At 74.4% G+C, this 13,898-nt stretch carries 9 protein-coding genes; 1 reads left to right on the plus strand and 8 read right to left on the minus strand.

Annotated elements, in window-relative coordinates:
• Positions 1-167 precede the first annotated feature (167 nt).
• From AB0P06_RS21270 to AB0P06_RS21300, 7 genes are all read right to left on the minus strand, one after another.
• A complete protein-coding gene (locus AB0P06_RS21270; protein ID WP_363609506.1) occupies positions 168-1,064 on the minus strand; it encodes a serine protease in 897 nt (298 codons plus the stop codon).
• Between the two features lie 216 nt (positions 1,065-1,280).
• Entirely contained in the window at positions 1,281-2,927 is a 1,647-nt protein-coding gene (locus AB0P06_RS21275; RefSeq protein ID WP_363609508.1) for an RNA polymerase sigma factor, read from the minus strand.
• Positions 2,928-3,359: 432 nt separating this feature from the next.
• Positions 3,360-4,292 carry a FadR/GntR family transcriptional regulator gene (locus AB0P06_RS21280; RefSeq protein ID WP_363609510.1) on the minus strand — a complete coding sequence of 311 codons (933 nt, stop codon included), beginning with the start codon at positions 4,290-4,292 and terminating at the stop codon, positions 3,360-3,362.
• Positions 4,293-4,410: 118 nt separating this feature from the next.
• A complete protein-coding gene (locus AB0P06_RS21285) occupies positions 4,411-5,316 on the minus strand; it encodes a hypothetical protein (protein ID WP_363609512.1) in 906 nt (301 codons plus the stop codon).
• Positions 5,317-5,319: 3 nt separating this feature from the next.
• Positions 5,320-6,774 (minus strand): ATP-binding cassette domain-containing protein, encoded by a 1,455-nt coding sequence (locus tag AB0P06_RS21290; protein WP_363609514.1) that lies wholly within the window; start codon positions 6,772-6,774, stop codon positions 5,320-5,322.
• 272 nt (positions 6,775-7,046) lie between these two features.
• On the minus strand, positions 7,047-7,805 hold the full coding sequence (locus tag AB0P06_RS21295) for an NUDIX domain-containing protein (protein ID WP_363609516.1): 759 nt from the start codon (positions 7,803-7,805) through the stop codon (positions 7,047-7,049).
• Positions 7,806-7,953: 148 nt separating this feature from the next.
• Complete coding sequence (locus AB0P06_RS21300) at positions 7,954-10,062, minus strand: glycogen debranching N-terminal domain-containing protein (protein WP_363609628.1); 2,109 nt, start codon at positions 10,060-10,062, stop codon at positions 7,954-7,956.
• Between the two features lie 781 nt (positions 10,063-10,843).
• On the opposite strand from AB0P06_RS21300, the gene AB0P06_RS21305 reads away from it, so the two are divergent.
• The gene (locus tag AB0P06_RS21305) at positions 10,844-12,157 is read left to right on the plus strand and encodes an alpha/beta fold hydrolase (RefSeq protein ID WP_363609519.1); all 1,314 of its coding nucleotides are present in this window, start codon (positions 10,844-10,846) and stop codon (positions 12,155-12,157) included.
• Here AB0P06_RS21305 and AB0P06_RS21310 read toward each other — a convergent pair.
• On the minus strand, positions 12,069-13,775 hold the full coding sequence (locus tag AB0P06_RS21310) for a DUF4192 family protein (RefSeq protein ID WP_363609521.1): 1,707 nt from the start codon (positions 13,773-13,775) through the stop codon (positions 12,069-12,071). The genes AB0P06_RS21305 and AB0P06_RS21310 overlap by 89 nt on opposite strands.
• Positions 13,776-13,898 lie beyond the last annotated feature (123 nt).

The following is a 13,898-nucleotide window of genomic DNA, read 5'->3' on the forward strand; positions in this document are numbered from 1 at the left end:
CCGTGGCCCGGACCGTGGACGGCGAGCACCGGGTGTACGCCCGGTTCGTTGGGGACCAACGCCGGCCGCCGGTGGTCGGTGGTGGTGCCCAGTGGCTCCGCTGTTTTCGCCGACGCCGGTCACACCACCCGCACCGGGCAACGCGACGTCAGAGCGTAACCGGCTGCTCACAGTACCGAGCGCACCGCGTTCGAGACCGCGCCGAGCCGGGTGTAGACGCCGGGGTGGACGGCCTCCGCGCAACCCGTTCCCCAGGAAACCAGTCCGACCAGTCGGCCCGCGACGATCAGCGGGCCGCCACTGTCCCCCTGACAGGCGTCCTTGCCACCCTTCTCCTCGCCCGCGCAGACCATGCCGCGGGCGTCGAAACGCCCGTCCGGGCCGCCGGGGTAGGCGTGCGCACAGGTCTGGTCCGCGATGATCGGCACATCGACACCACGGAGCGTCGGCGAGTAGTTACCCGTTCCGCTGGTGTCCCCCCAGCCGAAGACCTGCGCCCTGGTCCCCGGCGCATACGGCTCGGCCTCCCCCTGGCCGACCATGCCGATCACCGGCCGGGTGCCCTGTGACTCGGTGAGGGTCAGCACCGCCACGTCGTTCATGTTGGCGGCGAAGGCGTAGTCGGGGTGGATCCAGACCGACTGGACGGCCACCTCACGACCGATCGAGCCGCGCAGGTCGTCCCGCCCGACCACGACCTTCAGGCCCGGCCGGTCCACCCGCTGGCCCTTGGACTCGTCGTAGAAGCAGTGCGCGGCCGTCACCACCTTCGTCGCGGTGACCAGCGCGCCACCGCAGAACTGTCCCGAGCGGCCGTTGCCGAACTGCTGGCGGCTGGCGAGCGCCACCGCCCACGGATGGTCCGAGGTGCTCACCGCGACACCGCCGACGATCCTGCGCTGCGCCTCGGCCGGACCGGCCGGACCGAGCGCGAGCGCCGGCGCGGGCAGCGCCGCCAGCAGGGCCAGGGCGACCACCCGGCGGCGGCGTACCGGCCGGGCGGCCGGACGTGCCGGGGACGGGACGGCGGTCGACAGGTCCGTGCGGTCCGGATTGGGCAGCACCGTGTCTCCAGGTTGGCTCGACGGCAGGCAACCGACACAGCGTAGGCGGTCAGCTACATAACGAGACCGTGCGGCACCTCGCATCCACCCGTACGAGCGATGACAACCGTCCGGACGTTGACGCGCCCGGATGTCGCGGACGCCCTCCGCCGGACATGCCGGAGGGCCCGGAGCGATACGCTCCGGGCCCTCCGACGGTACGAACCGCCGAACGGATCAGTCCAGGTAGTCGCGCAGCACCTGGGAACGCGACGGGTGGCGCAGCTTCGACATGGTCTTGGACTCGATCTGGCGGATGCGCTCACGGGTGACCCCGTACACCTTGCCGATCTCGTCGAGCGTCTTCGGCTGACCGTCCGTCAGGCCGAAGCGCATCGAGACCACGCCCGCCTCGCGCTCGGACAGGGTGTCCAGCACCGAGTGCAGCTGCTCCTGGAGCAGGGTGAAGGAGACCGCGTCGGCCGGGACGACCGCCTCGGAGTCCTCGATCAGGTCACCGAACTCGCTGTCGCCGTCCTCGCCCAGCGGGGTGTGCAGCGAGATGGGCTCGCGGCCGTACTTCTGGACCTCGATGACCTTCTCCGGGGTCATGTCGAGTTCCTTGGCCAGCTCCTCCGGGGTGGGCTCGCGGCCCAGGTCCTGGAGCATCTGGCGCTGGACGCGGGCCAGCTTGTTGATGACCTCGACCATGTGCACCGGGATACGGATGGTGCGGGCCTGGTCGGCCATCGCGCGGGTGATCGCCTGGCGGATCCACCACGTCGCGTAGGTGGAGAACTTGTAGCCCTTGGTGTAGTCGAACTTCTCGACCGCGCGGATCAGACCGAGGTTGCCCTCCTGGATCAGGTCCAGGAAGAGCATGCCGCGGCCGGTGTAGCGCTTGGCCAGCGAGACGACCAGCCGGAGGTTGGCCTCCAGCAGGTGGTTCTTGGCGCGGCGGCCGTCCTCGGCGATGATCTCCAGCTCGCGCTTGAGCTTCGGGGCGAGCTTGTCGGCCGCCGAGAGCTTGTCCTCGGCGAACAGGCCGGCCTCGATGCGCTTGGCGAGCTCGACCTCCTGCTCGGCGTTGAGCAGCGGGACCTTGCCGATCTGCTTCAGGTAGTCCTTGACCGGGTCGGCGGTGGCACCCGCGACGGCGACCTGCTGGGCCGGCGCGTCGTCCTCGTCGTCGTCGGAGAGGACGAAGCCCTCCGACTCCTCCTCCGGAGCGTCGCCCTCGGCACCGGCCTTGTCGCCGGGCAGCGCCACGTCCTCGATGAGCTCCTCGTCGCCGAGCAGCTCCTCGTCGCCCTTACCGGCCTTGGCGGTGGTGGTCTTCTTGGCGGCGGCCTTCTTGGCCGGCGCGGCGGTCTTCTTGGCGGCGGCCTTCTTGGCCGGCGCGGCCTTCTTCGCCGGGGCCGCCTTCGCCTCGGCGACGCCGGCGGCCGTCCCCGCGGTGGTGATCTCCGCGGACACCGTGCTGACCGAGGCCGTGGCGGCCGCGACCGCCGGAGCGGAGATGGTGGCGCCGGGCGCGATGCGCACCGGGGGCTTGGTGGGGGCCGCCGAGGCGGACGGGGTCCGAGTGGTGACCGCCTTGGTGGCGGTGCGCTTGGTGGGGCTCTTGGCCGCGACGCTCTTGCGCTTGGCGCCGGCCGGTTCGGCCGCGCTGACCATGAGATCCACCCCTTCCTCAATCAGTACCTGGTTGAGGCTGCGCATGACGTTCTTCCACTTGGTGACCGGGATCTGGTCCGCCTCGAACGCCTGGCGTACGTCGTCACCGGCGATCTGCCCCTGGGCCTTGCCCCGCTCGATGAGCGCCAGCAGAGCCGCGGACTCGGCGATCTCGGGGGGAAGCGAACGGGATGTGCTGGCCGACACGAACAACCTCTCGGACGATGAGTGGACTCGAACCCGTACCGGCCGCCCGAGCGGGCGGGGAAGGAAATCGCGCGTCGGACGCGCGGTGTCGATTCCGACCGACTCGGGCTTGAGGACTGGGTTTGCAGGACGGCAGCAGCGCCGCGGACCAACACAGCATTCTGACATGTTGGGCTATTCCGGAGCTGCTTCCGCTCAGGACACATCGCTGCTACTCGTCAAGTGTTACGCATGGCCTTGGTGTCGCGGGTCACACCGATCGGCGCCCGCGACCCCGGGGCCGACTTCCATCATCCCGCATTCGCGCCCAAGCCTTTGGCATGGACAGGGCATCAAGGGGCTTTCCCAGGAAAAGGGCCCTCCGACTGCGCCAGGCGGTGCAGTCGGAGGGCCGTGGGTTCGCGGGGTTCGATCGGTCGCCGGATGGACGGCTCAGTGCTCCCGGGGAGCGGGAACGGACGGCTCGACCTCCGGGTGCACGGTGAGCAGCGCCCGCATCGCGGCCTCGCCCGCGGTGCCGTCACCGGTGCCGAGCGCGTCGACCAGCCGGGAGTGCAGGCTGACCGAGGCCTCCGAGGGCCGCTCGCAGGAGATGGCCGGGCCGCCCGACACCTGGAGCGCGCAGGAGACGATCCCGGAGAGGTGCTCCAGCATCCGGTTGCCCGCCATCTGCAGAACCAGGGCGTGCAGCTCCGCGTCGGCCCGCGAGTAGGTGGAGAGATCGGCCTGGGCGGCGGCGTGGCCCATGATCTCGATCAGCTCGACCAGCCGCTGCTGGACGTCCTCCCGGCCGTGGCCGGCGGCGAGCCGGGCCGCCAGCGGCTCGATCGCCCAGCGCAGCTCGAACAGCTCCCGGCGCTGCTCGTCGCGCTGCGGACCGAAGGCGCGCCACTCGATGATGTCCGGGTCGAGCAGGTTCCAGTCGCCGACCGGGCGGACCCGGGTGCCGACGTTCGGCCGGGCGCTGACCAGGCCCTTGGCCTCCAGCACGCGCAGCGACTCGCGGACGACGGTGCGGGACACCTCGAACCGCTGGCCGATCTCCTCGGGGACGAGCGGGCGGTCGGCGCCGAGATCACCCGAGACGATCATCTGGCCGAGCTGCTGGACGAGCTGGCCGTGCAGGCCGCGGCCGCGGCTGCTGGTGGTCTTGCGACCGACCCGGGCCAGGTCCGACTCGGCGCCCTCCCAGCGGGGCGCCGGCGGGGTCGGCCGGTCGGCGTACGAGAAGCGGTCCAGATCGCCGGGGCCGTGGATGGCGCCGTCGGCGGAACGGGCAGGGGTCATGGTGGGGTGCGCAAGGGTACTCACAGGTCCTTTGTCGGCGATCGGCGGGCGCAGCTTGAGAATTCTCGTGAAAAGCACACGAAAGGGTGATCGGCCGCGACTGGATAATTGACTTCTTATCAGGAAGAACCGCGCATTACGGTCACTGCTGGTCGATCTTGGCAGACCGTCAGCGGCCGCCCGGAACAGCCGCCGTTCAGAGCGCGCGGCGGCGGACCTGGACCAGCAGGGCCACGAGCAGCAGGACGAACGCGGGCGCCGTCACCGCCGCCAGCAGAGCCGGATCGGTCAGCGCCGCCCCGCTCCGCGCAACCCGGTGGCCCCCGCCGTACACCCATCCGTACGCCCACTCGGCGCCGGACTGGAACGGCAGCAGCTCGGCCGCACGGGTGGGCCGGACCGCACCGGTCTGCCGCAGCAGCAGGGCCACCCCGGTCTCCAGCAGCGGCGGCAGCGCGCACAGCAACAGGACCCCGGCCGAGGCACTGCGGGTCACCGCCGCCGTCAGCACACCGGTCCAGCCCGCCACGACCACCAGCAGGACGAAGGCGAGCAGCGCGGCCGGCGCGCCCTGGCCGGCCCCGAGCGCCACCGGGGCGAGCGCCCCCGGCAGCTCGGCGAGCCCGGTCAGGCCGACCGAGGCCAGTACCTCCGACACCCGGTCCGAGAGCACGGCCGGGTCCGACCAGGCGGCCGCCGTCACCCCGCCCGGCAGCGCGAGGTGCACGGCCACCGCGTCGACCACCAGGGTGACCAGCGCCAGCAGGCCCGCCACCGGGCCGATCACGGCCAGCTTGGCCAGCAGCAGCCGCACCCGACGCAGATACGACACCTGCGAGGCCGGCAGACCCGGGTGCCGCACCTCGTGTCCGTACGAGAGGGCGCCCAGCACCCCGGCGCCGAGGGCCGCGAACGGCAGCGGGACCAGCGGGACGGCCGCCGTCAGCAGCCGCACGCCCGCCGGACCGGCCAGCGGTCCGGTGGGCGTCTGGGCGGCCAGCAGGGCCGCCACCCCGGCGTCGCCGAGGAGGACGGCGGCGAGGAGCAGCCAGGTGGAACGGAGGCCGCGCAGGCGGCGCAGCTCATAGGCCAGGGCGTGCACGGTTCACTCGCTCCGGTGGTCGGGGACGGAGGTGGTCGCGGGGGCGGAGGTGGGAGCGGGGGTGCCCGCGCCGGGGGCGGGGGCCTCGCCGGGGCGGCCGAGGCGGACGGTGTCGGCGGTCAGCAGGTCGGTGGCGTCCTCGCGGTGCTCCCGGGAGGCGGGGCCGCCGCCGGCCTGCCGGGCCAGACCGTTGAGACCGTCCCGGAAGAGCCGGTCCACGGCGACCGTCGGGGAGGCCTCGGCCGGCCCGGCCGGGTCGTCCTGCCGGCGCGCGGGCGGGGTGGCTGGTGCGGGACGGCCGGGCTGGGCGGACGGTGTCGGCCCGGCGGGGCGGGCCGGCGCTCCCGATCGTGGGGTGACCGCCGACAGCGTGGTCGTGGCCGAGGCGGCGGCCGGCGAGGCCGGAAGCGCGAGAGCGGGCAGCGCGCCGGTGTTCAAAGCGCGCTCCGGCGTCACCGCTTCCGCCGTTTCCCTCACCTCCGCCGTCGGCTCCGTCCGGGCGGGGTCCGGCCGGGCCGGTGCCGACCGGATCCGGAGCTCGCCCGAGCGGCCCGAGGCGACGGGCAGGGCGGCGCGGGGAGCGGGCTGTTCGACCACCCGGTCGGCGAGCTCGTGCAGCAGGATGCCGTGGCGGTAGGCGAGTTCACCGATCTCGGTGCGGCCGATGCCCGCTACCGCGAGACCGGCCCCGCCGTCGCGGCGCACCTCGGCACCCTGGCTCACCAGCAGATCGGCGAGCCGGGCCATCTGGGGCCCGCGCACGGCCACCTCCGGGCTGAGCCGGGTCCGGCGAAAGTCCGCCACCGGCTGGTCGGCCACCAGCCGGCCCTGGTCCAGCGTGATGACGCGGTCCGCGAGCTGCGCGGCCTCCCGCGGCGTGCGGGTGGTCACCAGGACCGTCCCGCCCGCGGCTCCGAACGAGCGCAGAAAGGAGTGGAACCACTCCACATTGCGCGGCGAAAGGCCCTCGGTGGGCGCGTCCAGGAGCAGGGCCCCAGGGTCCCCCAGCAGGGCGGCGGCAAGGGCGAGCCGTCCGTGCATACCGGGCGAGAAGGCGCGCAGCCGCTGTCCGGCGACGGCGGCCAGTCTGGTCTGCTCCAGCAGTTCGTCGGCCCGCCGGGCGGGGACACCGGCGGCCGCCGCCAGCATCCTGAGATGGCTGCGCGCCTTCCGGCCGGGGTGTCCGGCCACCGATCCGGCGGCTCCGCCCGGACCGGGCAGCAGCACGCCGACCTCGCGTTCGGGGTGGCGCAGCCGACGGTAGGTGCGACCGTCGAAGAGCGTGACGCCCTGGCCGCGTTCGAGTTCGAGCATCAGGCGCAGGGCGGTGGACTTGCCCGCGCCCTCGGGGCCCAGCAGTGCCGTCACCACGCCGGGCCGGGCGTCGAAGGTGAGGTCGAGCACCGCCGGCGGCCCACCCGTGCGGTAGACCTTGGTCAGTCCGGTGATCTGGATCATCGCTGGCTGCTCCCATGCCCTTGGCCGGCCTGACAGGCGCGGCGCGGGGCCGTGCCCGCACGGGCCCGCGCCAGCACATTAGGGGGCCGGGCCGGGGATTCCGGGCATTGCGGGAGCGGCACGGGGCCGCCGCCTGCACACCTCACCCGATCAGGGGAAAATCCGATCCTGCGACGGGGCAGGGGGCTCGCAGGCGGTAGGGGCGAGGGGTGCGAACTGGTCCGGGCGAGGTACGGGGCGGGGCCCGGGTACGGGGCGGGGCCGACGGCGGGTCAGGACTCCGGGCGCAGCATGGGCGGGTTGAGGACGGTGGCCCCGCCTGCGGTGAACAGCTGTGCGGGGCGGCCACCCTGACGGGTCGTCGTGCCACCGGAGGGCAGCAGGAAGCCGGGGGTGCCGGTCACCTTGCGGTGGAAGTTCCTGGGGTCGAGGACCACGCCCCAGACGGCCTCGTAGACCCGGCGCAGCTCGCCGACGGTGAACTCGGTCGGGCAGAAGGCCGTCGCCAGGGAGGAGTACTCGATCTTCGAGCGGGCGCGCTCCACGCCGTCGGCCAGGATCAGGCCGTGGTCGAAGGCGAGCGGAACGCCGTCGGCCGGGCTCTGTCCGAGCAGTTCGGCGACCGGGGCCCAGCGGGCGCCGCTGGCGTCGCCGCCGGCGCGGGGCGTCGGCAGGTCCGGTGCCAGGACCAGGTAGGCCACGCTGACCACCCGCATCCGGGGGTCGCGCTGAGGGTGTCCGTAGGTCGCGAGCTGTTCCAGATGGGCGCCGGCCGTGCCGGGGCCGGCCACGTCGTGGCCGGGGGCGGAATGCGCGCGCAGACCGGTCTCCTCGGCCAGTTCCCGGGAGGCCGCCTCGGCCAGGCCCTCGTCCGGGCGGACGAATCCTCCGGGCAGGGCCCAGTACCCCTGGAAGGGCGGCTCGCCCCGTCGTACCAGCAGGGCGCACAGGGCGTGGTCCCGCACCGTCAGCACCACCAGGTCAACCGTGACAGCGAACGGGGGGAAGGCCGACGGGTCATAACGCGACATGGCGACGATCATAGTCGTCTCTTTGACGATAAGCACAGGCCTGTGCACGGACCGTGCTGTGCCCCGCAGGTGGCCCGGCTGCCGGATGCCCCGGTCGGGGGCGGGCGAGGGCGGACCGGCGAGGTCCGCCCCCGGGTGGCGGGGGATGTCAGCGGGCGACCAGTTGCAGTTCGGCGGACGCCTCCTCGACCATCGCCACGCCGATCCGGCTGACCCGCACCGAGAACGGTTCGCCCGCGACCCGCAGACCGGTCAGCTGCAGCTCGCCGAGCGGCGCGGTACTGGCCGCCCGGACCAGCACCCGCCCGCCCGGGACATCGGGCCGGACCCCGGCGAGCGCGAACACGGCGTGCACCGCGCCGGCCGCCGAGACCGCCGCCGGGCGGCAGGCGGCCGGGTGCGGTACGGGCGGGCAGCCGGGCGTGCGCTGCTCCCCCGCGTACATCTCGGGCAGCCGCCCCTCGAAGTGCGCGGCCGCGCCGAGCAGGCCCTCCAGCAGCGCGCCGGCCTCGTTCTCGTGGCCGGCCTCGGCCAGCCCGGCGATCGCCAGCGCGGTCTCGTGGACACGTACCGCGCCACCACGGTGGCCCAGCGGGTTGAAGCGGGGCGACTTGGCGCTGAGTGTGCGCAGACCCCAGCCGCTGTCCAGCTCCGGCGCGGCCAGGCGCTGGGCGAGCAGCCTGGTCTGCTCACGGTCCAGCAGGCTCTGGTGCCGGCCGCCGTCGGCGCAGAGCCCCGGGTCGAGGAGGTGGACGAGCGAGGAGGCCACCGCGGGCAGTGGCTGGCCGCCCGGGGCGAGCCCGGCCGCCGGGCGCCCGCCGGAGAGGTCGTCGATCCAGAAACGGTCGCGGAAGCGCCCGCGCAGCGCGGCCGCCCAGTCGCGCCACTCCTCGGCACCGGGGCGTCCGAACTCCTCCAGCAGTTCGGCGCCGTGCAGAGCGGCCCGGTGCGCCTGGGCCTGGACCTCGGCCCGCACCGCCACGGGATGGGCGGCGCGGTCCTCCACCGGGCGGCTCAGATCGGTGACGAAGCCGTCGACCAGACCGCCGCGCAGCGCCCCGAGCGCCCGCTCGGTGGCCGGGAGCAGTTCGGCGACCTCGTGCCGGGGCAGGCCCCAGCGCCAGGCCTCGGCCAGCACCGTGACGAACAGCAGCGTCGCCTCGGTGGCGGTGCAGCTGGGCGGGAGCTCCGGCCCGCCGTGCCGCAGGGCGCCGGGCAGCAGCCCTTCGGGGCGCGGGCCCGGCTGACCCGGTCCGCCCTGGCCCGGAACGGGGGCGAGCTGCTGACGGCGGGCCAGGGCCCGGAGGGTGCCGGCGGCCAGCCGGGTACCCAATGGAAGCGTCAACCGCGCCGCCCACAGCGCGTCGGCCGGGGCCAGCCCGAACCGCCAGGGCGCACCGGAGGCCGGGTAGAGGTCGGTGGGGCGGTCCGGGTCGACGAACAGCAGCCGGCCCAGGGTGTCCAGTGAACGCGCCACCAGCAGTTCGACCCGGGGGTCGTCGCAGCGGATCTCCGGCTCGGACCAGGGCAGCGGCACACCGGGGCCGCGCCCGCCCGGTGGCCGCGGGCCGGGGACGGTGCTCTCCAGCTCGGTGCGCAGCTCGACCGACCAGCGGGCGCCGGGCTGCACGTCCAGGTCCCAGCGGAGCACACCGGCTCCCGCGAGGACGGCGTGCGGCGACGGCTTGGCACTGACGGTGGCGCTGTGGGCCGGGCCCGCCCAGCGCAACCCGGCGGACTGCACCTGGCCGGGCAGGTCCGGCGGGCGATGTCCGGCGGCGATCTCGCCGACCGGGCCGAGGTCCGTTCCGACGGCGATCTCCAGCGGCAGCCGGGCCGGGCGGCTGCCCGTGTTCCGCACGGTGACGGTCTCGACGCCGTCGGCGTGGCGCAGCCGCTCCACGGTGAGCGCCGGGTCGGGGTCCAGATCGCCGGGGAGCCGGACCGCGCCGAGGAAGCGGGCCTGCGCCGCGGTGGTCAGGGTGCCCTGGAGCGGCAGCGGTTCCATACCGCCGAGCCGCAGCTCCATCCGGGCCAGGACCCGGACGCCGGAGCGGTAGAAGCCATGGAGCCCGTGACCGCGCAGTTGCCCGTCCGGTCCGGAGGCGGCCATGGCGGGCGCGTTGACGCAGAGCACCGCGTGGTGGACGGCGGCGGGCTGCGGACGGGGCGGAGCCGCAGGTCGGGCCTGGCCGGCGGGCGTGCCCGCGGGTGCGCCGACCACGCTCTCGGCCGGCATGGCCTGTGGTGGCCTCATGGCGGTCACCGGACTCTCCTCCCCTCGGCGGTCCGGTGGCCGGTGAGGCCGGTGGGCCGCGAGCATGCTCGATCGCGTGCTGATGATGTCGGACCGGCGGGGGTTCCCGTCGGCGTGTGTGCCGTGTCTGGCCGTACCCGGCGCCGGGCCGTGCCATGCGGTGCGGGGTACCGCTGCGGTACCCCGCACCGCCTCGCGCCGGGCACCCCCTGGTGCCCGGCACATGGTCGCCTGCGGCGTCCGGTACCTGCCGTGGGGCAGGAGGCGTCTGCGGGGCGCTCGCACCGCGCCGCGACCGACTCGGACGGCCCGGGTACGGGCGTGCCCACACCGGGGTCTGACGGGCCGACGCCTCGGCCGCCCTCGCCCGGCTTCCGACAGCCCGCAGCCTCACTTCCGGCACCCGGCACGCCCGGGAAACCGTCCGTCTCCGGCCGGCCCGGTGGTCACCCGGGCGCGGTCCCCCGGGGTGAACGCCGCTCACCGGCCGCAGGTAACGCCCGTTCTGTCACTTCGACCAGCAGGCCCGGGCGCGGCAGGCGGTCGTGCCGCCGCCGTCACCGGACCGTTGCCGCCCCACTCCGGTGCCGTTCCGGGTCGAACCGCACGGGCCGAGGCTGTCTGCCGTTTTGTACGAACCACCGGGCGGACGGTCTGGGCAGCGACCGCCCAACCGGTGCCCGGCCGCCGCCAGGATACGGTGCGGGGGTCACGGCACCCGCACCGGTAACACCGTGAGCGGCAACGTGACTGCTGCGACCAGCGCATACCGAGGAGTTGTATGTCCACCGCCAGCCGGCTGCCCGGGATTGTCACGACCGACCACGTCTTCCAGTCGCCCCTCGACCACGCCGCCCCACAGGGCGAGCAGATCGAGGTGTACGCCCGCGAGGTGGTGGCCGCGGGCCGCGAAACGGACGACCTGCCCTGGCTGCTCTTCCTCCAGGGTGGCCCCGGTGGCAAGGCCGGCCGACCGCTCGGCCGGGACGGCTGGCTGGAGCGCGCCCTCGACGAGTACCGGGTGCTCCTGCTCGACCAGCGCGGCACCGGGCGGTCCACGCCCGCGACCCGGCAGACCCTCGCCCGGCGCGGCGGCGCGCGGGAACAGGCGGACTACCTGGCGCACTTCCGCGCGGACTCGATCGTCCGGGACGCCGAGCTGATCCGCCGCCGGCTGCTCGGCGACGACCACCGCTGGAACGTGCTCGGCCAGAGCTTCGGCGGCTTCTGCGCCCTCACCTACCTCTCGATCGCGCCCGACGGCCTGCGTGAGGCCTTCATCACCGGTGGCCTCTCCGGCCTGCGCAGCTCGGCCGACGACGTCTACCGCGCCGCCTACCCCCGGGTCGTCCGCAAGAACGAGGACCACTACGCCCGCTACCCGCAGGACGTCGAGGTGGTACGGCGGATCACCGCGCGTCTGGCCGCAGCCCCTGCGGCCCTGCCCGGCGGCGGGCTGCTGACCGTCGAGGCGTTCCAGTCCCTCGGAATGATGCTCGGCGGCGGCAGCGGTTCCGGCAGCCTGCACTACCTGCTGGAGGAGGCGTGGGTGGAGGGCGCCGCCGGGCCCGAGCTCTCCGACACCTTCCTGGCCGGTGTCCAGGCGAAGCTCTCCTTCGCGGAGGGCCCGCTGTACGCCGTGCTGCACGAGTCGATCTACGGCCAGCGGTCGGTGGACCCGGCCGGCACCGCCTGGTCGGCCGAGCGCGTCCGCAAGGAGTTCACGGAGTTCGACGCCGGGGCCGCGCTGGAGTCCGGGGCGCCGGTGCTGTTCACCGGAGAGATGATCTACCCCTGGATGTTCGACACCGACCCGGCGCTGCGCCCGCTGAAGGAGACCGCGGACCTGCTCGCCGCCCGGACCGACTGGCCCGACCTGTACGACCCGGCCCGGCTGGCCGCCAACGAGGTGCCGGTGGTGGCGGCGGTCTACCACGACGACATGTATGTCGACACCGCCGACTCCCTGGAGACCGCCCGCGCCGTGCGCGGCCTGCGAGCGTGGATCACCAATGAGTGGGAGCACGACGGGCTCCGGGTGAGCGGCGGCAAGGTGCTGGACCGCCTGATCGCCATGGCGCACGGCGAGGCGTAGCGGAGCCCGGTGCCGACGGCGGAACCGCGGCCGACCGGCTGGCCGGACCACCGGTTACGGGCCGCCGGTCGCGGGCCGCCACGCATGTCACCGCGCATGACGGGCTCCCGCCGTCGGGCCCCGCACACCGCGGCACCGGCTGCGCACGGTCGCTGCCGTCGCCGGGGCCGCCCACGGTGTCACCCGGCCCAGCCGGGCCTTCCGGACGGCACCCTGGAATGCGGCGCGCCTGCGCGGGCAGGCACGCGCCCGGCCCGGGGTCGGACGGTCCGCCCTCGGACCGTCCGGGATCCCCGGCCACCGGCGCGGCCCGCAGTCCCGGGTTCGGGGGACCGGCCGGATGGTCCCCCGAACCCGGGACCGCCGGGGCGACGGACTCGGCGACCGCCCCTGAGGCAGCTCGGCGCGGGGACCTGGCCGGCGCCGGGGCGGGTTCACCGTCCGGGCCCGTCGGCGGGCCGCCCGGCTCGTCGGCGGCCGGGCCTGACACCACCGCTTCCCCGGCCGTTCCGCCGGAACGGACCGCGGTGCGCCGCTGTCGCTCCGCCGCCACGCTCGCCAGCAGCGCATCCGGGGACATGCCTTCGTTCAGCGACTCGTACAGGAGCTGGGCCAGCAGGTAGGAGGGGGCGAGGCGGAGTGTGTGGGCGAGCACCACACGGGCCGTCGCGATGTCCCCCGCGACCCAGGACGTCCAGGCCAGCAACGTGAGCGGGGCCGCGGCACAGCTCGTGTAGGGCGGGACACAATGCCGGGCGAGGAAACGCCACAGCCGCTGTGCGGGGGCGATCTCCTCGGGCCGGGTGTACTCGGCGGCGCGGTCGCGGGTGATCCTGTCCTGGAGGGCGATGATCAGCAGCGCCGTCCGGTGCTCGTCGAGTTCACGGGCGCCGGCCGAGAACTCGGCGACCGCCTGGTCGAGCAGCTCGGCGCCCCGCTCCCGGGACAGCGGCGGCCGGCTCCCCACTACTCCACCGCCGCCCTTGACCCGGGCGATCGCCGAGCGCTGGGTATCGGCGCCGGGCGGGCCGATCGGAACCAGCCCGGCGATGATCGCCTTACGGCTCCCCCGGGGAGCGAAACCGGCGACGGTGGCCGCGGCGGCCACCGGGCCGGGGTCGGGAGAGCGCCTGATCGGATTGCCCGCCGGGTCACAGCACCCCTCACGGCGGCAGAGGAAGGACCACCAGCGGCCGGCCGAGACGCAGAGCGACTCCTTGACCGCCACCCCCCTGCTCTCGAAGGACACCCGCAGCCCCTCCGCGAGCGGTCCGAGCCCGTCCAGAACGGGCGGGCCATGGCTCGTGCCGGGATCCTGGCAGAGGTAGAGGAGCACCTGGGCCGGGCGGCGGTCCCGCCGCTCGGACAGACCGATGAGCAGGGCGGCCGTCTCCTCGGCCGCGGCCTGCCACTCCTCCGGCGATTCGGGGATGTCCAGCCGGATCACCCCGCCCTGGTGGAGGTCCGGGCCCTGGAGACCGACGGCGACGATGCTGTCGTCGGGGAAGAAGCCCAGGAGATAAGGCAGCAGCTCGGCCATGTCGGCCGGGCCCCGCATGGTGACCGGCCGGTGGCCGGAGGCCGGGCCGAGGGACAGCGCGATGCGTTCGTTGTTCATGGCCGGAAGACTGCCGCAATCCGCGAATGCCCCGGGAATTTTCTTTTTCCCTGTGGACAACTCCCGCCTGTGGATAAAACCTCCCTCATTCGGATTATCCAGACCCACTCCCCCGGGGGACAT

The sequence above is a fragment of the Kitasatospora sp. NPDC088351 genome (assembly GCF_040685575.1).
Classification (GTDB): Bacteria; Actinomycetota; Actinomycetes; order Streptomycetales; family Streptomycetaceae; genus Kitasatospora.

Coding starts and splice junctions, on each gene's coding strand:
- AB0P06_RS21290 (WP_363609514.1), bottom strand. CDS start 6,774: ATGATCCAGATCACCGGACTGACCAAGGTCTACCGCACGGGTGGGCCG.
- AB0P06_RS21295 (WP_363609516.1), bottom strand. CDS start 7,805: ATGTCGCGTTATGACCCGTCGGCCTTCCCCCCGTTCGCTGTCACGGTT.
- AB0P06_RS21300 (WP_363609628.1), bottom strand. CDS start 10,062: ATGAGGCCACCACAGGCCATGCCGGCCGAGAGCGTGGTCGGCGCACCC.
- AB0P06_RS21305 (WP_363609519.1), top strand. CDS start 10,844: ATGTCCACCGCCAGCCGGCTGCCCGGGATTGTCACGACCGACCACGTC.
- AB0P06_RS21310 (WP_363609521.1), bottom strand. CDS start 13,775: ATGAACAACGAACGCATCGCGCTGTCCCTCGGCCCGGCCTCCGGCCAC.